This window comes from Mycobacterium sp. NPDC051804, assembly GCF_044452905.1.
Taxonomy (GTDB): domain Bacteria; phylum Actinomycetota; class Actinomycetes; order Mycobacteriales; family Mycobacteriaceae; genus Mycobacterium.
On the sequence record NZ_JBITCD010000007.1, the window covers coordinates 305,254 to 328,738 of the forward strand.

23 protein-coding genes and 2 tRNA genes are annotated in these 23,485 nt (G+C 64.2%); 11 read left to right on the forward strand and 14 right to left on the reverse strand.

Annotated features, from left to right (window positions below; genetic code table 11):
* Positions 1–59: 59 nt before the first annotated feature.
* Entirely contained in the window at positions 60–563 is a 504-nt protein-coding gene (locus tag ACIA48_RS27395) for a nuclear transport factor 2 family protein (protein ID WP_396739001.1), read from the reverse strand.
* Positions 564–653: 90 nt separating this feature from the next.
* Here ACIA48_RS27395 and ACIA48_RS27400 point away from each other — a divergent pair, with 90 nt between their 5' ends.
* Positions 654–1,958: a nucleotide disphospho-sugar-binding domain-containing protein gene (locus ACIA48_RS27400; RefSeq protein ID WP_396739003.1), complete on the forward strand. Its 1,305-nt coding sequence runs from the start codon at positions 654–656 to the stop codon at positions 1,956–1,958.
* Positions 1,959–2,163: 205 nt separating this feature from the next.
* Here ACIA48_RS27400 and clpX read toward each other — a convergent pair whose 3' ends face one another.
* From clpX to ACIA48_RS27430, 6 genes are all read right to left on the reverse strand, one after another.
* On the reverse strand, positions 2,164–3,444 hold the full coding sequence (gene clpX / locus ACIA48_RS27405) for an ATP-dependent Clp protease ATP-binding subunit ClpX (RefSeq protein ID WP_396739005.1): 1,281 nt from the start codon (positions 3,442–3,444) through the stop codon (positions 2,164–2,166).
* A gap of 300 nt (positions 3,445–3,744) precedes the next feature.
* The gene (locus ACIA48_RS27410; protein WP_396739007.1) at positions 3,745–4,080 is read right to left on the reverse strand and encodes a hypothetical protein; all 336 of its coding nucleotides are present in this window, start codon (positions 4,078–4,080) and stop codon (positions 3,745–3,747) included.
* A gap of 485 nt (positions 4,081–4,565) precedes the next feature.
* Complete coding sequence (clpP2, locus tag ACIA48_RS27415; RefSeq protein WP_396739009.1) at positions 4,566–5,213, reverse strand: ATP-dependent CLP protease proteolytic subunit ClpP2; 648 nt, start codon at positions 5,211–5,213, stop codon at positions 4,566–4,568.
* A complete protein-coding gene (locus ACIA48_RS27420) occupies positions 5,210–5,812 on the reverse strand; it encodes an ATP-dependent Clp protease proteolytic subunit (RefSeq protein WP_396739510.1) in 603 nt (200 codons plus the stop codon). Before ACIA48_RS27420 ends, clpP2 begins: the two co-directional genes overlap by 4 nt.
* A gap of 107 nt (positions 5,813–5,919) precedes the next feature.
* The gene (gene tig / locus ACIA48_RS27425; RefSeq protein ID WP_396739011.1) at positions 5,920–7,320 is read right to left on the reverse strand and encodes a trigger factor; all 1,401 of its coding nucleotides are present in this window, start codon (positions 7,318–7,320) and stop codon (positions 5,920–5,922) included.
* Positions 7,321–7,373: 53 nt separating this feature from the next.
* Positions 7,374–7,447: transfer RNA gene (locus ACIA48_RS27430), tRNA-Pro, on the reverse strand.
* A 122-nt stretch (positions 7,448–7,569) separates the two neighbouring features.
* Between ACIA48_RS27430 and ACIA48_RS27435 the strand changes: the two genes are divergently transcribed.
* From ACIA48_RS27435 to ACIA48_RS27445, 3 genes are all read left to right on the forward strand, one after another.
* Positions 7,570–7,643, forward strand: a tRNA-Gly gene (locus ACIA48_RS27435).
* 1,550 nt (positions 7,644–9,193) lie between these two features.
* Positions 9,194–10,480: a carbohydrate-binding domain-containing protein gene (locus ACIA48_RS27440; RefSeq protein WP_396739013.1), complete on the forward strand. Its 1,287-nt coding sequence runs from the start codon at positions 9,194–9,196 to the stop codon at positions 10,478–10,480.
* Between the two features lie 147 nt (positions 10,481–10,627).
* Positions 10,628–11,005 carry a hypothetical protein gene (locus tag ACIA48_RS27445; RefSeq protein ID WP_396739015.1) on the forward strand — a complete coding sequence of 126 codons (378 nt, stop codon included), beginning with the start codon at positions 10,628–10,630 and terminating at the stop codon, positions 11,003–11,005.
* Positions 11,006–11,107: 102 nt separating this feature from the next.
* Here the strand turns inward: ACIA48_RS27445 and ACIA48_RS27450 are convergent, their stop codons facing one another.
* On the reverse strand, positions 11,108–12,352 hold the full coding sequence (locus tag ACIA48_RS27450; RefSeq protein WP_396739016.1) for a SpoIIE family protein phosphatase: 1,245 nt from the start codon (positions 12,350–12,352) through the stop codon (positions 11,108–11,110).
* 271 nt (positions 12,353–12,623) lie between these two features.
* Between ACIA48_RS27450 and ACIA48_RS27455 the strand changes: the two genes are divergently transcribed.
* From ACIA48_RS27455 to ACIA48_RS27465, 3 genes are all read left to right on the forward strand, one after another.
* Positions 12,624–13,430, forward strand: a complete 807-nt coding sequence (locus ACIA48_RS27455) for a hypothetical protein (RefSeq protein WP_396739018.1) — start codon at positions 12,624–12,626, stop codon at positions 13,428–13,430.
* 110 nt (positions 13,431–13,540) lie between these two features.
* The gene (locus ACIA48_RS27460; protein WP_396739020.1) at positions 13,541–14,686 is read left to right on the forward strand and encodes a hypothetical protein; all 1,146 of its coding nucleotides are present in this window, start codon (positions 13,541–13,543) and stop codon (positions 14,684–14,686) included.
* Between the two features lie 339 nt (positions 14,687–15,025).
* Positions 15,026–15,814: a DUF1542 domain-containing protein gene (locus ACIA48_RS27465; protein WP_396739022.1), complete on the forward strand. Its 789-nt coding sequence runs from the start codon at positions 15,026–15,028 to the stop codon at positions 15,812–15,814.
* 96 nt (positions 15,815–15,910) lie between these two features.
* Here ACIA48_RS27465 and ACIA48_RS27470 read toward each other — a convergent pair whose 3' ends face one another.
* Positions 15,911–16,705, reverse strand: a complete 795-nt coding sequence (locus ACIA48_RS27470; protein WP_396739024.1) for an Fpg/Nei family DNA glycosylase — start codon at positions 16,703–16,705, stop codon at positions 15,911–15,913.
* A complete protein-coding gene (locus tag ACIA48_RS27475) occupies positions 16,706–17,179 on the reverse strand; it encodes a ribose-5-phosphate isomerase (protein WP_396739025.1) in 474 nt (157 codons plus the stop codon).
* Positions 17,180–17,328: 149 nt separating this feature from the next.
* Here ACIA48_RS27475 and ACIA48_RS27480 point away from each other — a divergent pair, with 149 nt between their 5' ends.
* Entirely contained in the window at positions 17,329–17,745 is a 417-nt protein-coding gene (locus ACIA48_RS27480) for a hypothetical protein (RefSeq protein WP_396739027.1), read from the forward strand.
* Positions 17,746–17,776: 31 nt separating this feature from the next.
* On the opposite strand, the gene ACIA48_RS27485 is transcribed toward ACIA48_RS27480, so the two are convergent.
* Positions 17,777–18,388 (reverse strand): DsbA family protein, encoded by a 612-nt coding sequence (locus ACIA48_RS27485; RefSeq protein ID WP_396739029.1) that lies wholly within the window; start codon positions 18,386–18,388, stop codon positions 17,777–17,779.
* A 168-nt stretch (positions 18,389–18,556) separates the two neighbouring features.
* Here ACIA48_RS27485 and ACIA48_RS27490 point away from each other — a divergent pair, with 168 nt between their 5' ends.
* From ACIA48_RS27490 to ACIA48_RS27500, 3 genes are read left to right on the forward strand one after another with little or no spacing between them, the layout of a single operon-like run.
* Positions 18,557–18,952, forward strand: coding sequence for a DUF732 domain-containing protein (locus tag ACIA48_RS27490; RefSeq protein ID WP_396739030.1), 396 nt, complete (start codon positions 18,557–18,559; stop codon positions 18,950–18,952).
* Between the two features lie 37 nt (positions 18,953–18,989).
* Entirely contained in the window at positions 18,990–21,575 is a 2,586-nt protein-coding gene (pepN, locus tag ACIA48_RS27495) for an aminopeptidase N (protein ID WP_396739032.1), read from the forward strand.
* A 56-nt stretch (positions 21,576–21,631) separates the two neighbouring features.
* On the forward strand, positions 21,632–21,982 hold the full coding sequence (locus tag ACIA48_RS27500) for an HNH endonuclease (RefSeq protein ID WP_396739033.1): 351 nt from the start codon (positions 21,632–21,634) through the stop codon (positions 21,980–21,982).
* Here ACIA48_RS27500 and ACIA48_RS27505 read toward each other — a convergent pair.
* Genes ACIA48_RS27505 through ACIA48_RS27515 form a run of 3 tightly spaced genes read right to left on the reverse strand, consistent with a single transcriptional unit; the run spans position 21,979 to position 23,385 of the window.
* Positions 21,979–22,461, reverse strand: coding sequence for a DUF5130 domain-containing protein (locus ACIA48_RS27505; protein ID WP_396739035.1), 483 nt, complete (start codon positions 22,459–22,461; stop codon positions 21,979–21,981). The genes ACIA48_RS27500 and ACIA48_RS27505 overlap by 4 nt on opposite strands.
* Positions 22,448–22,693, reverse strand: a complete 246-nt coding sequence (locus tag ACIA48_RS27510) for a hypothetical protein (RefSeq protein ID WP_396739037.1) — start codon at positions 22,691–22,693, stop codon at positions 22,448–22,450. Before ACIA48_RS27510 ends, ACIA48_RS27505 begins: the two co-directional genes overlap by 14 nt.
* A 23-nt stretch (positions 22,694–22,716) precedes the next feature.
* Complete coding sequence (locus ACIA48_RS27515; RefSeq protein WP_396739039.1) at positions 22,717–23,385, reverse strand: HNH endonuclease; 669 nt, start codon at positions 23,383–23,385, stop codon at positions 22,717–22,719.
* Between the last annotated feature and the right edge of the window lie 100 nt (positions 23,386–23,485).

The window sequence follows — 23,485 nt, forward strand, 5'->3', positions numbered from 1 at the left end:
GCCCATTCAAGTCATGCGTGACAGTCACTGTCAAGATAAAAGTTGCTATCACCCGCGAGTTATGGGGAGTCCAGGCGCGGCGGGGTGATGTTTCGGTCCGGGCGAGGTTCCGGAACCATCATTCCCGCGCTAGGTACCCACGCGGACTCGGTCAGCAGCTCGCCCACCTCAGCGATGTTCATCAGATCGAGTTCGTAGTCGAACAATCCGTCCCCCGCGTAGTGGAGCACCGAGAACGCCGGCGCCTGATACGGCGTACCGTCAGCGCGACTCCCGGCCAGGCGATTCCACCAGAAGGTGACCAGGCGGTCGCCGTCGACCATGGTCCATTCCTCCGGGAAACTCCATCCTTCGAAGCCGACCATCGAACGATCGAGGAACGCAAGAATCTCGTCGCGACCCTGCACCCGACCGAAGGCCGGGTCGATGAAGACCGCATCCTCGGTGAACCACTCGCCGATGGTTGACCACGGCGCCGTGCCTGCGACACATAGTTCACGCTGGGCGACATAGCGCCGGTATGACTCCAGCGCCTCCTGCTCGCGCTCGTTCAGTTCTGCCATCGCCCGACCGTACCGCCTCTACCTGCGATCTCCACCCGTTCTCCACGTAACCTCCAAGCTTGCAGACGCGGCGATCGCGAGCATCGATGCATGCCAGAAATCCTCATTCCCTCGCTGTCCCCCACCGGCCACATCGCACCTCTGCTGAACGTCGCACGGGGTCTCGCCGACCGCGGCGACCGCGTGACCGTCCTCACCGCCGCCGCACATGCCGACAAGATCCGAGCCGTCGGCGCCATCCCAGTCGCGATTCCCGCCGAGGCCGACTTCGATCTGACCCGCCTCGACATCGACCTGCCCGGACGAACAGATACCTCAGGCATCAAGAGAGTCAACTTCGACATCGTGCGAATCTTCCTGCAGCCGATGCCGCTCCAGACCCGCGCACTCGCGGAGTTGATGGCACAAACGCGATTCGACGCCATCCTCACCGACTCCGGGTTCTTCGGGATCCTGCCGTTCCTCCTCGGCGACCCCGCAGCGCGTCCGCCGGTACTGAGCTACAGCACGATGCCGCTGATGATCAGCAGCCGCGATACCGCCCCCTGCGGATTGGGGATGGCCCCGTCATCGACCCCCCTGGGGCGACTGCGCAATCGTGCACTGACTCTGCTGGCGCAGAAAGTGTTATTGCGCGAATCGCAGAACGTGGCCAATCACCTGCTCGACAGCCTGAACAGTCGGCAACTGCCCACGTTCATTTTCGACTCCGGCGTCCTCGCCGACCGCTACATCGCGCCGACAGTGCCCGAATTCGACTATCCCCGAAGCGATCTGCCGCCACACGTGCGTCATGTCGGCGCCGTACACCCGAGCCCGGCGCGGGGATTCCGCCGTCCACCCTGGTGGTCGGAACTCGACGGCGACCGCCCAGTCGTACACGTCACGCAGGGCACCATCGACAACGCTGACCTCAGCCGACTGCTCGAACCGACCATCGATGCGCTCGGCGGCGAGGACGTCATCGTGGTCGCCACCACCGGTGGTCGCGACATATCTGGGGTGAAGACACCGCTGCCGTTGAATACCTATGTCGCCGAGTACATCCCGCATGATGTTCTGCTGCCCAAGATCGACGTCATGGTCACCAACGGTGGCTATGGTGCTGTGCAGCGGGCGTTGTCGATGGGTGTGCCATTGGTCGTGGCGGGCAACACCGAGGACAAACCCGAAGTCGCGGCGCGAGTGGCGTGGAGCGGTGCGGGCGTCAACCTGAAGACCGGCACCCCGAGCTCGCGGGCGATCCGCTCCGCGGTCCGTAAGGTACTTGGCGACGGCCGCTATCTCCGTGCGGCGCGCAACCTCGAGGTGGCGTTCGCCCGGCGCGATGGTGTCGCCGAGATCGCGGCCCTGGTCGACGAGGTCATCGTTGAACGTCAGGCGGTGCAGCGATGAGCCCGTGCGCTGACCCATTCGGCCGCCCACCCACGCCGGAGCCACAGCCCGAGGACAACCGATGGCGTAGTCGGCTACGCGTGCCTATATCGACCATCCACGCGACGGTGAAGCCATGGTTGAGCAGCTGCAGTACATCGCGGTAGCGACGTTCCTCGCGTGGGGGCTGGTGAGCTCGCTGGCCCACACATCGCGGCGCTGAGAGCTAGGCGCTCTTGTCGCGACGCTCAGTGCGTGACGGCTTGCGCGGAACGATCGTCGGAAGGACGTTGTCCTCGACGGTCTCCTTGGTGACGACCACCTTGGCGACGTCGTCGCGGCTCGGGATGTCGTACATCACCGGCAGCAGGACCTCTTCCATGATGGCGCGCAGCCCGCGGGCGCCGGTGCCGCGGTGGATGGCCTGATCGGCGATCGCCTCGAGCGCGGCGTCGTCGAACTCCAACTCGACGCCGTCCATCTCGAACAGCCGGGTGTACTGCTTCACCAGAGCGTTCTTCGGCTCCGACAGGATCGTGACGAGCGAATCCTTATCGAGGTTCGTTACCGAGGCGACGACCGGCAGACGACCGATGAACTCCGGGATCAGCCCGAACTTGATCAGGTCCTCCGGCATGACCTCGGCGAAGTGGTCCTGGGTGTCGATCTCGGCCTTGGAGTGCACCTCGGCGCCGAAGCCCAGCCCGCGCTTGCCAACGCGGTCGGAGACGATCTTCTCCAGGCCCGCGAACGCACCCGCCACGATGAACAGCACGTTGGTGGTGTCGATCTGGATGAACTCCTGGTGCGGGTGCTTGCGGCCGCCCTGCGGGGGCACCGACGCCTGGGTGCCCTCCAGAATCTTCAGCAGCGCCTGCTGCACGCCCTCACCGGAGACGTCGCGGGTGATCGACGGGTTCTCGCTCTTGCGGGCGATCTTGTCGACCTCGTCGATGTAGATGATGCCGGTCTCAGCACGCTTGACGTCGTAGTCGGCGGCCTGGATCAGCTTGAGCAAAATGTTCTCGACGTCCTCGCCGACGTAGCCGGCCTCCGTCAGCGCGGTGGCGTCGGCGATTGCGAATGGGACGTTCAGCATCTTCGCCAGCGTCTGCGCGAGGTAGGTCTTGCCACAGCCGGTGGGACCGAGCATCAAGATGTTGGACTTGGACAGCTCGACAGGCTCGGCACGCGAATCGCGCATCTTCTCGCCGGCCTGAATGCGCTTGTAGTGGTTGTAGACGGCGACGGCCAGCGTGCGCTTGGCCGTGTCCTGACCGATGACATATCCCTCGAGAAACTCGCGGATCTCCGCGGGCTTTGGCAGCTCGTCGAGTTTTACGTCGTCGGCGTCAGCGAGTTCCTCTTCGATGATCTCGTTGCACAGGTCTATGCATTCATCACAGATATATACGCCGGGGCCGGCAATGAGTTTCTTGACCTGCTTTTGACTCTTTCCGCAGAACGAGCACTTCAGCAGGTCACCGCCGTCTCCAATGCGCGCCATGTGGTGAGGTCCTACTTTCCTGTTCGCAATACGTATTGAATCGGTTCGCTCGAGATCCCCACTGGGTGTTGATCCCGACGCTACCCGCTTGTTCCGGCGCGAGGCGACCGATAAAGCCGAATCGCGTAGTTGGTATTCACTTGTGTGGGCAGAACATATCGCCTAACCACCCCGCAACCCCACCGAACGCGCTGCCACGCCCTTGGCGTGTCGCCGCCGTTACCGCTTCGGGAGCTGTCCGCAACCAAGGTACCCGTCGCTTGGCGGTTGCCGGCAACCGTCCGTTCTCACTCCCGCAACCTACCGGCGGCCCGGTCCGACCGGCCCTGGGCCTACTGGGCCGGGACCCACGGGACCCGGTCCGACGGGACCCACCCCGACCGGCCCGGCCACTCCGCCGACGCCTACCGGGCCGGCGGGCCCGACCACGGGGTTCGGCGGGTTGACGTAGACGGTCGCGTCGACCGGCACGCAGGTGACCGTGTAGACGTCCCAGTACATCCCGTAGGGGCATGGCGGCGGGGGTGGCGGTGGTGGTTGCGCGCTGCTGACCGCCGAGGATCCGAACTGCAGCAACACGGCAGCTGTCGCCGAACCAATCAGCGCGAGCCCCGCTGCGCGAAGTCGTGTGCCCACCGTCGTGACCTCCCTTGTTGCCGTGCCGGCCGGCACAGTCTCGACAGCTTGCCACGCTCAACCATCCCGCTTCCGAGGTTCGCCGGTATTTCTGACGCCTATGTAAACCCGCGCCCCGCAGTTGCTCGGTGGATAGGAAACCCTCTCCACCTGTGCTGTGGAATCTCGCGCTGAGGTGATTACGGGAAGCCCGCGTGATCAGCAGTATTTCCTCCTGAGATCACCGCGGCTGCGACCTTCAGCAGCCGATTCAACCGACTCAGGAGTGTGCCCATGACTTCGAAATGGATATCCAGCACTGTCACGGCTGGCGTCGCCGCAGCCATGATCGCTGTTGGACTGGCGTCGGCAGGGACCGCCGCAGCTGGCCCTAAGTACGACCAGTGCATCAGGCAGGCGAGCCATGACGGCGTCATCACCCGCGGCGAAGCCGCGAGGTGCGCAAGTACCCTCGCCTCGGAGCGCGCCTGAACAGCCTCAGCGCGTCAGGCAGTCTGTGCTGACAGCTTGCGGTACTCCAGGACGGTGTCGATCACGCCGTACTCCTTGGCCTCCTCGGCCGTCAGGATCTTGTCGCGATCGGTGTCCTTGCGGATCTGCGCGGCGTCCTTGCCGGTGTGCCGGGCCAGCGTGGTTTCCATCAGCGTGCGCATCCGCTCGATCTCCTTGGCCTGGATCTCCAAGTCGGAGAACTGACCTTGGATGACCCCGGACAGCGCGGGCTGATGAATCAGGATGCGGGCGTTCGGCAGCGCCAGGCGCTTGCCCGGCGTTCCCGCGGCCAACAGCACCGCAGCGGCCGAAGCGGCCTGCCCGAGGCACACCGTCTGGATGTCGGCGCGGACGTACTGCATGGTGTCGTAGATCGCCATCAGCGAGGTGAACGAACCACCTGGCGAGTTGATGTACATGGTGATGTCGCGATCGGGATCGAGCGACTCGAGCACCAGCAGCTGGGCCATTATGTCGTTCGCCGAAGCGTCGTCCACCTGCACGCCGAGGAAGATGATGCGCTCCTCGAACAGCTTGTTATACGGGTTGGACTCCTTGACGCCGAAGCTCGAATGCTCGATGAACGACGGTAGGATGTAGCGGGCCTGCGGCTGCAAGCGGGGATCCGTGTGGTCGGTCATTTGTCTAGTCCTGCCGTCGGTCCGGAGCCGTTGATGCTGGCGCTGGTGATGATGTGGTCGACGAAGCCGTACTCGAGGGCCTCCTGCGCGGTGAACCAGCGGTCGCGGTCGGAGTCGGCCTCGATGCGCTCGAGGGTCTGCCCGGTGAACTCGGCGTTCAACCGGAACATCTCCTTCTTGATGACCGCGAACTGCTCGGCCTGGATCGCGATGTCCGCGGCGCCGCCGGTGATACCACCGAGCGGCTGGTGCATCAGGATGCGGGCGTGTGGAAGGGCGTAGCGCTTGCCCTTGGTGCCCGCGGCGAGAAGGAACTCACCCATCGACGCGGCCATGCCCATGGCGTAGGTGGCGACGTCGCATGGTGCCAACACCATGGTGTCGTAGATCGCCATACCCGCGCTGATCGAGCCACCGGGCGAGTTGATGTAGAGGTGGATGTCCTTCGTGGGGTCCTCGGCGGACAGCAGCAGAATCTGCGCGCACAGCCGGTTGGCGATGTCGTCGTCGACCTGTGATCCCAGGAAGATGATGCGCTCGGACAGCAACCGCTCGTAGACAGAGTCGACGAGGTTGAGACCGGGCGATGCACCACGCATGTCAGTCACGACTGGATACCTGCTTTCTTTCAAGTCCTAACACTCACCGACACTAACCAACCTGCTGCAGCGTGCACTCCCTAGACAGGCCGCTTTCGCTCACAGCGTCACTTGGCGTCGGCGGTGTCCTCATCGGCCTCGGCGGTTTCGGCTTCTGCTTCGGGCGCTTCACCGGCCTCAGACTCCCCGCCCCGGCCGAAGAACTCGGCGGTGTCCACGACTTCACCGTTCGAATCGGTGACGGTGGCGCCTTCCACGACCTGCGCCACCGCCAGCCCACGACGGACGTCGGCGAACAGCGCTGCTAGCTGGTTGTTCTCCTGGAGGGCGGCGAGCAGCTGTTGCGGCTCCATGCCGTACTGCTGCGACATCAGAATCAACCGTTGTGTGATGTCGTTCTGGCCGACCTGGATGTCGAGCTTGTCGGCGATCGCGTCCACCAGCAGCTGAGTGCTGACGGCCTTCTCCGCGTTGGTGCGGTTCTCCTCGTCGAACTTCTCCCGGCTGCCGCCCTGCGCTTCGAGCGCCTCGGCGAACTTCGCCTCATCATGGTCCAGTCCGTGGATCGCGTTGTGTAGCGCCTCGTCCACCTGTGCCTGTACGACGTTCTCGGGCAGCGGCACCTCGACCTGCTCGAGCAGCGTCTCGAGCACCTTGTCGCGGATCAGCTCGGCCTGCTCAACCCGCTTGCGGGTACGCAGCTGCTCGGTGAGGCTGTTCTTGAGCTCGTCGATGGTGTCGAATTCGCTTGCCAGTTGCGCGAATTCGTCATCGGGCTCGGGCAGCTCACGTTCCTTCACCGTCTTCACAGTGACGGTGACCTGAGCGTCCTCGCCGGCGTGCGCACCGGCGGCCAGCTTAGTGGTGAAGACGCGCGTCTCTCCGTCCTTGAGGCCGATGATGGCCTCGTCGAGGCCCTCGATGAGCTGGCCGGAGCCGATCTCGTGCGACAGCCCCTCGGTCTTGGCCTCGGGCAGATCCTCGCCGTCGACGGTGGCGGACAGGTCGATGGAGACGAAGTCGCCGTTCTCGGCGGCGCGGTCCACACCGGTCAGGGTGCCGAAGCGGGCGCGCAGGTTCTGAAGCTCCGCGTCGACCTCGTCATCGTTGATCTCGATGGCGTCGACCGTGAGCTTCAAGGCTTCGAGGTCCGGGAGGTCGATCTCGGGACGGATGTCGACCTCGGCGGTGAACTCGAGGTCCTCGCCGTACTCCTTCTTGGTGACCTCGATCTCGGGCTGGCCGATCGGCTTCAGATCTGAGGTCGTCACGGCCTCGCTGTAGCGGCCGGGCAGGGCTTCGTTGACGACCTGATCCAGCATGGCCTCTCGACCGAAGCGCGCCTCGAGGAGCTTGCGCGGCGCCTTGCCGGGCCGGAAACCGGGCAGCCGCACCTGACCGGCCAACTGCTTGAAGGCGCGATCGAACTCGGGCTCGAGCTCGGTGAAGGGCACCTCCACGTTGATGCGAACCCTGGTCGGGCTCAACTTCTCGACGGTGCTCTTCACTCTCGTGCTCTCCTCATTGATCCTGGGTAATTCTGTTCGCCTGCCGGGTGCAGTCGGGGTGACAGGATTTGAACCTGCGGCCTTCCGCTCCCAAAGCGGATGCGCTACCAAGCTGCGCTACACCCCGCGCCATTGTGCGGCCGTTCCACAAAACACAGAACGACCACGCGAGATACTACGGCCTGGACGCGCGTTGCCCTTAATTGGATGATTCCGAAGGCACCGGTACAGTCTCCTCGTGCAACACACGCGGGCGTAGCTCAATGGTAGAGCCCTAGTCTTCCAAACTAGCTACGCGGGTTCGATTCCCGTCGCCCGCTCCACCCCCCTTAAATCAGGGGCGTCTCGTCGGCGCGTGGTCTCCGCTTCCCGATGGTCATCAGCGGCCGCCCCGGCGATCGGGCACCGCCGGTTGACAGCACGTCCATCCTGGCCACCAGCTATCCGACGGATCAGGGACGAGCGGGGCTTCAGCCAACGCCGCACCAAAGTGTTGCTGTTGATGTCGCTGAGGCGCAACACGATTGAACCGTTGACAGGTAGACGCACGCGGTGAATGTCCCCTGCGCTGTCGCTAATACCTCTTTTCGCCGACGGGTTACGGGCAACGCCATCGTCAGGCCATTGCAGGTACGTTCCCGTTGCTCACGCACCACCGGTGAGGCGACAAAATCTCGATCAAAAATTGTCCTGTCGTCGCAGGAATCCCGCGCTTATTTGCCGAGAAGCTCTGGTTGCCGTTTCGCCGCTGGTCACATCCGTTGTGAGTTCGATCCGAGAGTCGCCAGAAACAGTCCTCAATGTTGAGATTGCTTCATCCGGCCATCCCCAAATCAATTGTCGGAAAGGTAAATTCCCGCCGGAACATTTGTTAGGCTCAACGCCTGGACGGGGGAATCGCGGCGCAGGATCAGTCGCAGCGAAAGCCCGCCTCGATTGGGGTGAGGAAATGTCGGCATCTGAATCAACGCGGGATTCCGGGCATCCACCCAAGTCGAGGAATGCAGGTTCGTATATCGGCAGAATAGGCGCCTTGGCGGTCGCTCTGGGCATAGGTACCGCACTGGCGACAGCAAACGTTGCGCACGCCGAAACAGGTGACACCGGGTCCACGTCGTCTTCGGCCGGGTCGCCTTCGGAGTCGAGAAATGCCGACAACCAGGACTCGCCGTCGACCCGGACGCGCGGATCACTCGCCGATTCGCCGAGCGGGCGGCGCAGTGGCGATTTCGGCTCCCGTGGTTCGAGGCCGCGCACCGAATCGACCGCGAATTCTCGACCGTCGCCGCGGGTCGCCGCTACTGGGACCGCATCCATAACGTCGCAAGCTGACGAAGATGAATCGGACTCCACGACCCGCAAGATCGCGCGTACATCGCCGAACCCCAGAGGGGGGACGAGGGATCGGAACACGTCCGCCGATCCCCCCACAGCGACGGCTGGTCAGCGCGGCCCGAGAGTCACCGCAGTTGCCGCCGAGACCTCCGTGAAACCCGGGGGCACCGCTGTCGCCGGATTGACCACGCAGGAGCGAATCCCCTCCGTGAAACCTAGGGAGACCGCGGTCGGCGAGTTGACCACGCAGGAGCGGATCCCCGCCGTGAGCCCCGCCGTGGCGACTGAGGTCATAACTCGTCGCCTTGCTGTACCGACAAGTCCGGCACCAACCACCCCCGCGCCGAAGGAGCCGAAGGGCATCCCCATGGTGATAGCGCTGTTGACCACCTTGACGCGTCGCGAACCGTGGTCACTACCTGGCAGCACTGACGCCACCCTATCGGCGACGGTGAACCAACCTGTTGCAGCGGCGGCACCAGTTTCAGCCAGCGCTGCCGTCCCGGGCCCCGCGGATGTCACGATCGAAGCAGAGTCCATGACCGTCTCGCCTGCAAAGGCAGGCACAGTCTTCAAGGACACCTCCGCGTCGGGGCAACGGGGTCTACTGCTGAAGACGAATGCCACTGTCACCCATACCCTTTCACTGCCCGAAACGACGAACCTGATCATCCGCGCCCGCGGAGACCAATACAACGGCGCTCCGAGCATGACCCTGTCGGTCGATGGGAAAGTTATCTCGACCACGCAGGTGTCTTCGACGTCATGGCGCGACTACAGCATTCCGGTCCAGGTAGCGGCTGGAACTCACACGGTCAGCATCGCGTTCACCAACGCCTACGCCAAGAACGCGTCGCAGGGCCGATACCTCCGGCTGGACAAAATTACCGTCGTCCCTGCCTCGACTCCCACGACTCCCCCAGCACCGGGCCCCAGCTATTTCCAGGCGGCGGACTGGCTGTGGAAGCCGATCCCGTCGAACCCGGTCATCGCCGCCAACAGCACGACGTGGGTGAATTACCTTTCGGCACCGGACGCGAAGCGGGTGGCGAACCTGTACCAGTACGGAGTGACCCTGATCCCGGCGTCGGCGATCACGAGCACCACCCCCCGATACGACGTGACGTTCAGTAAACCGTGGGGTAGCGATCCCTTCGGGTCCTACAGCGTGCCAATCCCTCTGGGCACCAAGGTGCCCCCGGGCTCGGACGGTCATATCGCCGTCCTCGATCCCGTCACAGGTAAGGCCTTCGGCATCTGGCAGGCCAAGTACGACAGCAAAACCGACACCTGGTCCGGCTCTTGGGGTGGGATGACAGCCCTCAACGGCAACGGCATCGACCAGTCTGGCTCGGCGACGGCGACAAATCTCGCTCGGTATGCCGGCGTGGTCACCGCCGAGGAGTTCAGCGCTGCGATCGCTGCCAACACCGGACTCAACCACGCCCTCTTCGTCTCGAGCGACATCGTCGGATCCGCCTTTGTGGCTCCGGCGACCAAATCCGACGGCACCAATATCGCCGGTGTGGCGACGCCGATGCCGGAGGGCTACCGCATCCAACTCGACCCGTCCATCGACGTGGACGCCGTCCCAGGTATCACACCAGGCGAAAAGGTGATCGCGAAGACTTTGCAGACCTACGGCGCGTACGTCGGCGACCAGGGCGGAGCCCGGCTGGCTTTCATGTTCGAGGCGGTTCCAGATGCGAACGCCAATAATCCGGGTGCGGTGTGGACTGATGCCGGATTCGCCTGGGATTACTACGACATGAAGAACATCCCGTGGACGCAGCTTCGCGTCCTCGAGAGCACCTCAGCCGTCTGATTACAGCCTGCGGCCTCGCTCCATCCTGTCGTCGCACCGCCCATCGGGGCGCTGATTCGCCGCGAACATGCGGCCCCGCCCGTGAATAATGACGGTGCGCGGAAGGTGAATCGTCGATCACCTTGGATCGAGAGAACGAGGACGAATATGACGGCTCTGCCGGTTCTTGCTCGCCAACTGCTCGTCTTCTGTGGATTCGGGTTGGCGATCTTTGCCCCACTTGGCGTCGTTGTCGCTGCCACGCCGGCCAATCCCCCCACCTCCGTGGCCCAATGCAACGGCGGCGAAGAACCCGACACCTTCACAACCACGTGCGTTCCATTCATGACGCCGAAAACCCCCGGTGCTTCCGCCACAACCACCAGCGCGACGACATGTCCTCAGGGGGTCAGCGGGTCCGAATGTGGGACTCAGGGCGGCGGGGTCGATGCCGCCAATCCCCTAACAAGTGAAGCGGAACGGATGGCGACGAACACCGAACAGATCGGTGAGGACGTTGCGGCGGGAACCGCCGATGACGCGTGACAGCGCACCAAGCGAACGCTGAGGGTCTGGCCAAGTCGACGGCCGACATACGCGCTGGCAAAAAATGCAGCGGTGCTGCTGCCGCTCATGACACCGTGACTCTCAGTCGGCGGCCGTCTTCTGGATCGCGACCAGTGTGACGTCGTCGAGCGCAGCGCCTGCCTCGGCGAGGACGCGCGCCTGATCGCACAGGTCGACGGGGTCTGGGTGTTTGGCGACAAACTTCAGCGCAGGACGGACATCGATGCCGTCGCTGATCAGATCCAGGACGCCGTCAGAAGCGACAACCAAGGTTTCTCCGTCTTCCAGCGTCACGTCTTGCGATACCCACTTCTCTTCCGGCAGCACGCCGAGCGGCAGTCCTCTACTCGACAATGGTTCGACGACACCGGTTTTCCGGACAATTACGGCGAGACCATGGCCGGCGTCGACGTAGCGCACCGCTCCCGTAGCGACGTCCAGCCGTGCATGAAACAGCGTCACGAAGGTCTCGGTGCTCGCTAGATCGTCGGACAGTTGCGCCGATACGGTGTTCACCGCATTGGCCAGGTCGGCACCTTGATCCATTTCGTCGACAGCCCGCGACGCCGCGCGAAGGGCTGAGCGAACGCTCGCGGTCAGGATCGCCGCGCCGAGACCCTTTCCCATCACATCGGCGACGGTGAAGATCACGCCTCGCTGCGAGCTGTAATGGTCGTAGAAGTCACCGCCAACCGCGAAGGCGGGTAAGCACAAGGCGCACACTGTGTATCCCGGCAGATCGCCGAGGGGCCGCGGCAGCAGATGACTTTGCACCTGCGTAGCGCGATCCATCTCGTCGAATCTTTCCAGTTCCCGCTGAACCCAGCCGGCCAACTCGCGAAACGTCTCGACCTGCTCACTGTCGAGCGAGCGCGGCTTCGTGTCGTAGATGCAGAAGGTGCCGACTGGGTGACGGCCGGGGCCGAACAGTGGGTAACCGGCGTAGAAGCGGACGCCACCTTCCGCCTTGATCGCCGGCAGTTCGCTGAAATCGGGGTGCTGGCGCGCATCCTCGATGATCAGCGCCGGCTCTTCGACGTTCATGTACGTGCGCGCAATGGTCGCCCGGCAGATGGTCTGCTCTCGGGGTACCGTGCCGTCCAGGTCAAGACCATCGTTCTGCTTGAACCACTGGCAATCGCGATCAACCAACGACACCGCGGCCATCGGTACACCGAATACCTGTCGCGCCATCCGAGTGATGCGGGCGAACCGCTCCTCGGGTTCTGAGCCCAGCATGTGCAGCTGGTGGACCGCTTGCATCCGAGCGTCTTCGACCTCGGGAGCGAGCACGTAGCCTTCGCCCACGACTCCTTCAGGTCTCATCGCCCCCACGTCTTGGATCGCCAATTCGGTCCCCCTTCGGTACGGAAACGATATTTCGCAGACAGGCACGGAACTAAACAATTCTCACAAACTGGACTCGCGCGGTCTCACGCGATCAGGGGCGCACGCGAGCGATGTGATTGAGAGATCACCGAAATCCACCTGGTCGTCCTCGCGAATCGACGCCGGAAGGTGCCACGGCTGCCGCTTTCCTTTCCGCATCGAAAGCAATTCGTAGACGAAGGCCATAAATGCTGGTTAAGGTGCGGCGATGCTGATCTGGATCGCGCCGGTGGTCGTGGTGGCCGCTGTCGTGGTCGCCATCGCGCTTCGCCTTTTCGTACGAAGCCGGATGCCCGAGAACGGGTGGTTCGTCGACTCGTCGCGGGCCGACACGTATATGTCCGTACTCGGCACCATGTTCGCGGTGTTGCTCGCTTTCGTGATCCTCTTCTCCCTGCAGAGCTATCAACACGCGCGCGACGGTGCCAGCCGCGAAGCGATTGCAGTTGCCGAACTTCATGTCATCGCCGATGCGTTGGGCGGCAAATCTGGCGCAACCCTGCATGGCGAGCTGAACTGCTATGCGCGATCGGTCATCGCGGACGAGTGGCCCTCGATGCGTACCGGCGACACGTCCGCCGTCACCCAGCTCTGGGTCGACGCCATGGGTCGCGACTTCGCCGAAGCGAATCCTATTGGCGCCAAACAGGAGATCGCGTACGCGCAGTGGTTCGATGAGCAGGCGCAGCGCCGCGAGGGGCGTCGCGCACGTCTTGCGGAGGCCACCCCGCCGGTGCCAACGCCCCTGTGGATCGTGTTGGCCATCGGCGCGGCAGCCATTGTCGCCTACATGTGCGCCCAGGCCGACCGCCGCGAACCACGGTGGATCCAAGCGGTACCGATCGGACTGGTCGCGGCGCTCGTCGCGTCGGGGCTGATGGTCGTGTTCTTCCTCGACCATCCCTATGCAGATTGGAGTGGCAGCATCCAGCCGGCCGAGATGGAGCGCTCACTCGCGACCATCGAAGACGGCCATCCCACACCATGTGACGAGCGGGGCAACCCGATCTCCTGACGAATTGACGAGAGGTGAACTGCCGGCCGAGGTCCGAGACGCCGGCGCCTGAACAGTTGAGAATGCATCGGATCGCGGATCCCTCGCGACGCAACAGTCCGGAAGGTGAGATGGCAGCGGTGGCGGCGGTACGCACGGCGGTGGTGGTCGTGCACGGGATGGGTGAGAAGCGGCCGTTGGAAACGTTCGAAGGCTTCGTGAGGACGGCACTTTATCCGCGCGATGGAAAATGGCAATACTCCCCGCGGCCGACCGCGATCACCGAGAGCTACGAGGCACGCCGATTCAGCTCGCCTCAGTACGATTTCTTCGAATACTACTGGCAGTTCCTGATGAGTGCGGACAAGTTCGCGGGAGTCGCGCCGACACTGCTGCGGCTCTTCCTTCGTCGGCCATCCAACGTTCCCGACGCCCTTCTCGGGGTGTGGCGCCTCGTGTGGGCCACGATTCTGGCCGCTCTCCTGGTGATCCCGGTGCTGTTCGTCTCCGGGTATGCGCTGAATTCCGATGTGCCGGTGTGGATCATCGGCTTGGTCACCAGTGCGGTCGTGCTGATCTTCTGGTTTGGCCTCTACCGGATGATGGCGAGAGCGCTGGTGAACAAGACGACAGCTCCGCTAGTCGAGTCGGCGCGCTACCTGGATCCGTCACCGACCTCGTACACAGCACGACGGGCCATTCGCGCCGGCCTGGTCGAGCTGCTCGACGACTTGCACGACGACGAGTACGAACGCATCGTCGTGGTAGCCCATGGCGTCGGCACTTACATCTCCTATGACGCACTGATGGTTTATCAAGCCAAAAAGCAATGGCGTATAACTGATTTCATCACCATCGGGGCGCCCTTGAGTCTCGCCGACCTATTGATGACGCGACCCTCGTTGTCGAGCGGCCTCAAGTTGTCAGACGGTGCGGTCCGGCGCGAATTATTCGACGGACTGCTGCGTCGCGGCGCGCTCCTCGGGCGCCCATCGATTGATGGACTCGAAGGCGATCCCCTTGACGCGAAATCTCCTTTTGCCGTGATGAATTGGACGAACTTTTGGTTTCCGGTGACGCGTGGCAGCCGGCGCGGCGATTGGTTTGGCGGCGCGCTGGCGCCGCTCTTCGGGGCTGGTATCCGAGACATCGCGGTCACCGGCAACGAGCCTGAACGGTTGAAGCCGGGATTGGCGCATGCCGAGTACTTCAGCCATCCCGACGAGGACGCGGAAGGCGACATCGCCTGGCACCTTCGACGCACATTGGCGCTGTAAAAGGACGAGATGCGAGCGATCGCCAAAAGTGGGAGTTACCACCAAAAATAAGTGGAAGCGACTACCAAATAAAATTCTCCGAGCAAATGCTTGCGCAGCCGTCGGCGGTCCTTTAACAATGACGCGCACGATAAATTCATATGCCGGTGGCTGACCTTCCGGCTCGCAACGGGGAAGAGTCGCAACGTGGGGCTAGACGTCGTGGCTGGACCAGGAGAGCACCCAAGCGCCCCCTGACAGCGGCGAGAGGGATAGCGCACTCGCGACCTCCTCTCTCGGCGTAACTCGGACAGTTCCACGGCCAGATCTTGACCGTTTCCTGTCGGTACGCTGGACGCCATGAACGGCGTTCTGCTCGTCCTCGTTGTCCTGGTTGTCGTGGCTCTCGGCGTCGTCGTCTACGGCGCGATGAGGGCGTCGGATCGGCGCAACGCCGCCTCGCTGGACGATGCGAAGGCGGACGCGCGCCGCGTGATCGAACGTCTCGGCGGTCAGGTCATCAACCTGACCGGCTCCGACGACGCCTCCAAGCAAGCGCTCGCCGACGCGTCCGAGCGGTACACCGCCGCAGGGTCGCAGATCGAGCAGGCCACCACCGCCAAGCAGGCGCTGCTCGCCAAAGAGAGCGCGCTTGAAGGCCTCTACTATGTGCGCGCCGCCCGCACCGCGATGGGCATGGACCCGGGACCGGAACTGGAAACGCTTGCCGGCCAACGCTCGGCGGGCACTGTGACCGAGGACCGGAAGGTCAACTTCGAAGGTCGTGAGATCGAGGCGTCGCCGGCTCCGTCGGAGCGCACCCCGAACTACTACCCCGGCGGTCGCGTCGCGGGGCGCCCGGTGCCCGCGGGCTGGTACTCCGAGCCGTGGTGGAAGCCGGCACTGGTCGCCGGCGCATGGGGTGTGGGGTCGATGTTCCTGTTCAGCGCACTGTTCTCGGGTATGGCAGGCACCGGCTACGAGCAGGGCTTCGCTGAGGGCTACGACCAAGGCTTCGATCAGGGCGGGGATGCCGGCGGTGACTACGGCGGCGATGGCGGCGGCGACTGGGGTGGCAGCGGCGATGGCGGTTGGGGCGGCGGCGACTGGGGCGGTGGCGACTTCGGTGGCGACTTCGGCGGCTTCTAGTCCCAAGAGCTCTCGTTGACTCTGCGCTCACGCCGAACTTTCGGGTAGATCGACGGCGTGCCCGCTGGGCCCATGCGAGCCGGGGAAGTCAACGACCTATTTCTGGCAAGTGGGGCACCAGAACAGGTTGCGGCCCTCCAGCTCCGCAGTGCGAACCTCCGTGCCGCACACCCGGCACGGCTCCCCTGCGCGCCGATACACGTAAGTACGCGGGCGCCCAGGCCCGTACGACGGCAAGCCGTGATCGTCTTCGGGACGGATCGCGATGATCTTGCCCCGCCGAACACCCACCTTCATCAACTCCACGAGGTCTGTCCACATCGCAGAGAACTCACCTTCGTCGATGTGAGTGCCCGGCCGGTACGGGTCGATGAGATGCCGATACAACAGCTCGCTGCGATACACGTTGCCCACCCCGGCGATCACTGACTGGTCCATCAGCAGCGCACCGATAGGCCTGCGGGACTTGCGAATTCGCGACCACGCCAGCCCGCCGTCGGCGTCACGGCGCAATGGGTCGGGGCCGAGGCGCGCCACGATGTCGACGATTTCGGGTTCGGAGATCACCTCGCACACCGTCGGCCCGCGCAGGTCGCTGCCGAATTCGGCGCCGATCATCCGCATCCGAACCTGGCCGACAGGCAGCGGCATCGGAATCGAGAGTTCGGTGAAGGTGCCGTACAACCCGAGATGCACATGCACGACGCGGCCGCCGTCGTAGTGGTGGAACAGGTGCTTACCCCACGCACTGGCTTTCTTCAGGACATGGCCGTTGACCGCCGCAGCCCCGTCGGTGAATCGGCCCTGCGGGCTGGAGACCATGACCGGCGCGCGGCCAAAGCGGCGCTGATGCAGCCGGGCGAGCCGGTGAAGTGTGTGCCCTTCGGGCATCTAAGCGCCGGGCACGGGCGGCGCGACGTGGGTGCGCTCGTACTCGGACAGGATGTCGATACGACGTTGATGCCGTTCGGCTTCCGACCACGGCGTGGTGAGGAACGCATCGACGATCGCGAGCATCTCGTCTTCGGTGTGCATACGCCCACCGATGCCGATCACCTGAGCGTTGTTGTGCTCACGCGCGAGTTTCGCCGTCTCGACGCTCCACCCGAGTGCGCAGCGCACACCGGGCACCTTGTTCGCGGCGATCTGCTCGCCGTTGCCCGATCCGCCGAGCACGATGCCCAGACTGCCCGGGTCGGCGACCGTCTTCTCCGCCGCGGCGATGCAGAACGCCGGATAGTCGTCGTCGGCGTCGTAGGTGTACGCCCCGCAGTCGACGGGTTCGTGCCCATTGGCCGTGAGGTGCTCGATGATCCGCTGCTTGAACTCGAAGCCCGCATGGTCGGCTCCCAGATAGACGCGCATGGCCGTCATTCTGGCAGACGATTCAGGCCGACGGTTTTCGCGTACCAGCCACCGCGGGCGCACCACCTTGCGAAGTCGCTGTGCAAATGCCCATGCGGGAAAAATGGCCGCTTATCCCGGTAATCGCCGCCGGCATTAGAGGTTGGCAAATGAATTCGATCCGGACTTCACGTGCGATCGCTGTCGGTTGCCTTTCGGCAGCCACGCTTCTCGGCGTATCGGCAACTGCGGCCGCCGATCCGACAAGCGATGACAAACTTGCCGTTCTGATCCCTGCGGGCTCGGCCGATTGCCAGGTCAGCCAGCCGTACTCCGAAGATCCTTCCTCGCCCGACTTGGCTGCGGCCAGAACAGTCAACCGGGCGGCCCGTACAGCGCCGTCTACTCGCTGTACGGAAGCCCCGCCGACGTGGATACGGCCTTCAGCAGATTGGCTGGCAGCGGTGGTCCCGTCGCATGCCCTGGAGCGGCCGGCGTGGTGGACCAAGACCGCGGATTCGTTTGTGGGCTCGGCGACGGGCAGTGACCTCACCGCCTTGTACACGTGGTGGCTCGGCGCCCGCTGAACTTTCGTCAGTCGAAGGCGACCGCGAGCGGTCAATCGAACGCGGGCGCCTCCGTGCGGCTACGCTTCAGCTCCCAGAAGTGCGGGTACGACGCGAACGTCACCGACGCGTCCCACAGCTTGCCTGCCTCTTCGCCGCGCGGGATCTTCGACAACACCGGGCCGAAGAAGGCGACACCGTTGACGTGAATCGTCGGGGTGCCGACGTCATCGCCGACGGCATCCATGCCTTCGTGATGGCTCTTGCGAAGCGCTTCGTCGTACTTGTCGGTGTTGGCGGCTTCGGCCAGCTCGGCCGGCAGTCCGACCTCTTCCAGCGACTCCTTGATGACGACGTCGAAGTCTTTGTTGTCCTGGTTGTGGATGCGCGTACCCATCGCGGTGTACAGCGGCGCGAGAATCTCATTGCCCTTCAACTGCTCCGCTGCGATCGCCACCCGGACCGGCTTCCACGCCTGCTTGAGTCCTTCGCGGTATTGCTCCGGCAGGTCTTCCTTGTTCTCGTTCAGCACCGCCAGGCTCATCACGTGAAACTGGACGTCGATGTCGCGCACCTTCTCGACCTCGAGGATCCAGCGCGATGTGATCCAGCACCACGGGCACAGCGGATCGAACCAGAAACCGGCTACGGACTTCTCAGGCATAGATACCTCTCGGTGGTAGATCGGATGTCTCTCCACACAACCTTGCACCCAGCGAGCGTGTTCCCGCTGCCACGTAGTGCGAAGCGCCGGCGCACAGGACACGCATAGTGTGCAAACAGTTATGAAAGCGTGTTGTCGATGTGACTGTTGTCAATCAGTGTTTCAGCTGTGATAAAAGCGAAACGCACCCTCACGACGACTCTGGTCGGCGTCGCGACGGCATTCAGCCTCGCCGCGCCGGCGTCGGCGGAACCGGTCGACACCACTTTTCTCAATGCGTTGAACGATGCCGGCATCACCTACGGCGATCCGATGAGTACCGAAAAGCTCGGACAATCGATCTGCCCCATGCTGGTCGACCCAGGCAAAAACCTCGCATCGGTGTACTCCAACGTGTCCAACAACGGCATCAACCCCGACATGGCGGCGTTCTTCACCGGCATCGCGATCTCGGCGTACTGCCCGCAGATGATGACCCGAATCGGCAACGGCACAATCCTGGACGATTTGAGCGCGCTGGACGGGCTCAGCGGGCTGAGCGGTTTCGGGATACCAGGGTTCTAGCGCGCCTGATCGGGAGAGCGGCCACTAGGTTGGACTCGTGACACTCCCCAACCTCACCCGAGACCAGGCCGTCGAACGCGCTGCGTTGGTCACCGTCGACAACTACCGTGTCGACCTCGACCTGACCGATGGCGACGGCAAGCCCAGCGAGCTCACGTTCCGGTCCGTCACGACCGTCGAGTTCAGCGCCCTGCCCGGAGCCGACACCTACATCGACATCGCCGCCGACCGCGTCCGCAGCGCCGTCCTCAACGGCCGCGCCATCGACGTGTCGGAGTACGACGAGTCCACCGGCATGCCGCTGGCAGGTTTGGCCGAGCGCAACAACCTCGTCGTCGACGCCGACTGCCGGTACTCCAACACCGGTGAGGGCCTGCACCGCTTCGTCGACCCGGTCGACGACGAGGTGTATCTGTACTCGCAGTTCGAGACCGCCGACGCAAAGCGGATGTTCGCGTGCTTCGACCAGCCGGACCTCAAGGCGACGTTCGAGGTAACCGTCACGGCGCCGTCGCACTGGGAGGTCATCTCCAACGGCGCGACCACGGACACCGAAGATGCGGGCGCCGCCAGGCGGCACACCTTCGCCGTCACCCCGAAGATGAGCACGTACCTCGCCGCCCTGATCGCCGGCCCGTACGCCCGTTGGGACGACACCTACAGCGACGAGCACGGCGACATTCCGCTAGGCCTGTTCTGCCGCAATTCACTCGCCGAGTTCATGGACGCCGAGCGACTGTTCACCGAGACGAAGCAGGGATTCACCTTCTACCACAAGAACTTCGGCGTGCCGTACGCGTTCGGCAAGTACGACCAGCTGTTCGTACCGGAGTTCAACGCGGGCGCGATGGAGAACGCCGGTGCCGTGACGTTCCTGGAGGACTACGTCTTTCGCAGCAAGGTGACGCGCGCGTCGTATGAGCGACGCGCGGAAACCGTGCTGCACGAGATGGCGCACATGTGGTTCGGGGATCTGGTCACGATGCAGTGGTGGGACGACCTGTGGCTCAACGAGTCGTTTGCGACGTTCGCTTCGGTGCTGTGCCAGGCCGAGGCCACGGAGTACAAAGAGGCGTGGACCACGTTCGCGAACGTCGAGAAGTCGTGGGCCTACCGGCAGGATCAGCTGCCGTCGACACATCCGGTGGCCGCCGACATCCCCGATCTAGCCGCCGTCGAGGTGAACTTCGACGGCATCACCTACGCCAAGGGCGCCAGCGTCCTCAAGCAACTCGTCGCCTACGTCGGTCTGGAGGAGTTCCTGTCCGGATTGCGGGATTACTTCCGCGACCACGCTTTTGGCAACGCAACGTTCGGCGATCTGCTTGGCGCGCTCGAGAAGGCGTCTGGACGCGACCTGTCGGGGTGGGGCAGGCAGTGGCTCAAGACCACCGGCCTCAACACGTTGCGTCCTGAATTCGACCTCGACGCCGACGGCAAGTTCACCCGCTTCGCAATCGCCCAGTCCGGTGCGCAACCGGGCGCCGGAGAGACTCGAGTGCATCGGCTCGCGGTGGGCATCTACGACGATGACGGCAGCGGCAAGCTGGTGCGTACGCACCGCGAGGAGCTCGACATCGAGGGTGACATCACCGAAGTTCCTGCCTTGCAGTCCGTTTCACGCGGGAAATTCATCCTCGTCAACGACGACGACCTGACGTACTGCTCGCTGCGGCTTGACCCGCAGTCGCTGCAGACCGCGCTGACCCGGATCGCAGATATCGCCGATCCGCTGCCCCGCACCCTGGCGTGGTCGGCGGCCTGGGAGATGACGCGCGACGCCGAACTCAAAGCCCGCGATTTCGTCGCGCTGGTCATCAGCGGTGTGCACGCCGAGTCCGAAGTCGGTGTGGCGCAGCGCCTGCTGTTGCAGGCGCAGACCGCGCTCGGCTCGTACGCCGACCCGGTGTGGGCGAAGGAGAACGGCTGGCCGGCGTTCGGCGACGCACTGCTGGACCGAGCGCGCGAGTCGGCGCCGGGCTCAGACCACCAGCTGGCGTTCGTCAACGCGTTGTGCGCGTCGGTGCTCTCCCCCAACCACATCGCCGTGCTGTCGACACTGCTGGACAACGAACCCGCGGCGGTGAACATGCCCGGCCTGGTGATCGACACCGACCTGCGCTGGCGCATCGTCACCGCACTGGCCACTGCCGGCGTCATCGACGCGGACAGCCCCGAGACACCGTTCATCGACGCTGAGGCCGAACAGGATCCGACCGCCGCGGGTGGCCGGCATGCGGCGCAGGCCGCGGCGGCACGGCCTCAGCAGGCGGTCAAAGAGGCGGACTGGCAGGAAGTCATGGAAGACGACACCCTGGCCAACGTCACCGCGCGGTCGATCACCATCGGCTTCGTGCGTCCGGGCCAGGAGGAACTACTGAAGCCGTTCCGCGACAAGTACTTCGGCGCCATCTCCGGTGTCTGGCAGCGGCGGTCGAGTGAGGTCGCGCAGACCGTCGTCATCGGGCTGTACCCGTCGTGGGACATCAGCCAGGACGGTCTGGACGCTGCGGACCGGTTCCTGTCAGACCCGGATGTACCACCGCCGCTGCGCCGTCTGGTGCTCGAAGGCCGTGCCGGTGTGGAACGGTCGCTGCGCGCACGGGCCTTCGACGCCACGTAGGCGACACGCCGCTTTCCTGCAGGACTTTCCGCACGCTCGCGCGGCACACTTTTCCGATGGCGGTCAGTCGAACCAGACGAGCGCGTGCTGCACGTAAGCGCAAGAGGCGGATGGCCGCCGTCGACCATGACCTGACTGCTGAGCAGTGGGCCGCCCTGAAGGACGCGTGGGAAGGCTGCGCCTACTGCGGGGCGACCGACGGTGCCCTGCAGCGCGATTGCGTCATGGCGATCTCGCGCGGCGGGCGATACACCATCGACAACGTCGTGCCCGCCTGCGCGAAGTGCAACACCAGCAAGTGCAATGACGAAGTCACCGGGTGGATGCGCCGCAAGCGCCTCGACGAGCGCCGGTTCCTTCAGCGCTACATCGAGATCCGCGGGACACTGACGGCCGACGTGAGCTAGTGAGCGGCGGGCGAGACTCCCGCGCTCATGACCTCGACGGCCTTGATCAGACCGGGGATCAGCTTTCCGTCCTTGAGCAGCTCGGCGGCGGCGGCCACTCCCTTGGGAGCGGACTCCTCGATGCCGCGGCCACTGACGTCACTGCCGTAGACCACCTCGATCGCACGCTGGTCCGGCGACACGGCAAGCAGCACAGCGTTGTCCGGTGTCGGAACCTTCGCCAGAATCTGGCGGGCGGTCGCGGCAGTGTCAGCGCCGAGATCCCCGAGGAACACCGCGAAGCGCGCCTGAGCGCCGCGCGAACCGTACTTCAGCGCGTCATCCAGGCGGACCAGATCGGTGACCGGGAACGGATAGTGCACCGACAGCTCGCCGGGCTCGGTGACCCCGGAGATTCGGCCGCTGTTCGTGACGACCGAGCCGCGCGGCAGCTCGGCGAGTTCCGTGGAACGAGTAGTTACGACCTCACCACTTGCCACTTGCGCCGCCTCCTACCGTGATGGGGTGCGAACCATGGCCGCCATGACCGTGATCGGCGGGTTCATCGGCTGCCCACAGAATCGGGTCGTGCGTCCATTTGTCGGACATCTTGTAGGTAGCCGGATGCGGGTTCTTGCGCTTGGGGCCGACGACGTAGATCAAGAACATCAACACCAGCAATACGGCCAGCGGAACCCCTCCGATGAGGGAATGAGTAAGTGCTGTGCTCACGCGCAAACCGTATCAGCTATCGATTACGCCGCACCTTCACCCAGATATCGAACCCATGCCGGGTCGAGTTCCTTCACGCTCGACAGCAGTCGCCAATGCTGCCCCTTCGGCGGAACCGGTACCGACCGCAGCGACCAGCCCAGTTCGCCGAGCAAACGATCGGCCTTGCGGTGGTTACACGCCGAGCAGGCCGCCACACAGTTCTCCCACGAATGGTCGCCGCCCCTGCTGCGTGGCACGACGTGGTCGACGGTGTCGGCCTTACCTCCGCAGTAGGCGCACCGAAAGCGGTCGCGGTGCATCAGCGCGGCCCTGGTCATCGGGATGCGCGCGCGGTAGGGCACCCGGACGAAGGTCCGCAGCCGAATCACCGACGGCACCACGATGGAGCGGGTGGCGGAGTGGATGACGGGGCCGCCGGGATCGTCGTGGACCACGTCAGCTTTTCCGCACATCAGCATGATGACCGCCCGCCGCATGGGCAGAGCGGTCAACGGTTCGTATGTGGAGTTCAGCAGCAGTACTCGCCGCCGGCCCCAGAGCGAGCCTTCGCTGGTACTGGGCGGATGGGTTTCGACGCTGTGCAGGACGCGCGACTGCGCATGCGACACTGCGGGCCCGGATAAGCCCGCAGCGGCGTCTTGAAGCCGGTGGCCAGCCCTTTTGGACGGGCCTTTCTTGCGATGCGCCATACGTCCTCCGACCGACAGTCCACCATGGATTCCTGCCAATCGCACGACATTTCTGCCCGTGTTCGCTGGTCAGTCCAATGAACATCGGGTGTCACGACCG

Excerpts from the sequence above, each read along its gene's own strand:
- ACIA48_RS27395 (WP_396739001.1), bottom strand. The coding sequence starts at position 563 with ATGGCAGAACTGAACGAGCGCGAGCAGGAGGCGCTGGAGTCATACCGG.
- ACIA48_RS27400 (WP_396739003.1), top strand. The coding sequence starts at position 654 with ATGCCAGAAATCCTCATTCCCTCGCTGTCCCCCACCGGCCACATCGCA.
- clpX (WP_396739005.1), bottom strand. The coding sequence starts at position 3,444 with ATGGCGCGCATTGGAGACGGCGGTGACCTGCTGAAGTGCTCGTTCTGC.
- clpP2 (WP_396739009.1), bottom strand. The coding sequence starts at position 5,213 with ATGACCGACCACACGGATCCCCGCTTGCAGCCGCAGGCCCGCTACATC.
- ACIA48_RS27420 (WP_396739510.1), bottom strand. The coding sequence starts at position 5,812 with ATGCGTGGTGCATCGCCCGGTCTCAACCTCGTCGACTCTGTCTACGAG.
- ACIA48_RS27440 (WP_396739013.1), top strand. The coding sequence starts at position 9,194 with ATGACCGTCTCGCCTGCAAAGGCAGGCACAGTCTTCAAGGACACCTCC.
- ACIA48_RS27445 (WP_396739015.1), top strand. The coding sequence starts at position 10,628 with ATGACGGCTCTGCCGGTTCTTGCTCGCCAACTGCTCGTCTTCTGTGGA.
- ACIA48_RS27450 (WP_396739016.1), bottom strand. The coding sequence starts at position 12,352 with ATGAGACCTGAAGGAGTCGTGGGCGAAGGCTACGTGCTCGCTCCCGAG.
- ACIA48_RS27455 (WP_396739018.1), top strand. The coding sequence starts at position 12,624 with ATGCTGATCTGGATCGCGCCGGTGGTCGTGGTGGCCGCTGTCGTGGTC.
- ACIA48_RS27460 (WP_396739020.1), top strand. The coding sequence starts at position 13,541 with ATGGCAGCGGTGGCGGCGGTACGCACGGCGGTGGTGGTCGTGCACGGG.
- ACIA48_RS27465 (WP_396739022.1), top strand. The coding sequence starts at position 15,026 with ATGAACGGCGTTCTGCTCGTCCTCGTTGTCCTGGTTGTCGTGGCTCTC.
- ACIA48_RS27470 (WP_396739024.1), bottom strand. The coding sequence starts at position 16,705 with ATGCCCGAAGGGCACACACTTCACCGGCTCGCCCGGCTGCATCAGCGC.
- ACIA48_RS27475 (WP_396739025.1), bottom strand. The coding sequence starts at position 17,179 with ATGCGCGTCTATCTGGGAGCCGACCATGCGGGCTTCGAGTTCAAGCAG.
- ACIA48_RS27480 (WP_396739027.1), top strand. The coding sequence starts at position 17,329 with ATGAATTCGATCCGGACTTCACGTGCGATCGCTGTCGGTTGCCTTTCG.
- ACIA48_RS27485 (WP_396739029.1), bottom strand. The coding sequence starts at position 18,388 with ATGCCTGAGAAGTCCGTAGCCGGTTTCTGGTTCGATCCGCTGTGCCCG.
- ACIA48_RS27500 (WP_396739033.1), top strand. The coding sequence starts at position 21,632 with ATGGCGGTCAGTCGAACCAGACGAGCGCGTGCTGCACGTAAGCGCAAG.
- ACIA48_RS27515 (WP_396739039.1), bottom strand. The coding sequence starts at position 23,385 with ATGGCGCATCGCAAGAAAGGCCCGTCCAAAAGGGCTGGCCACCGGCTT.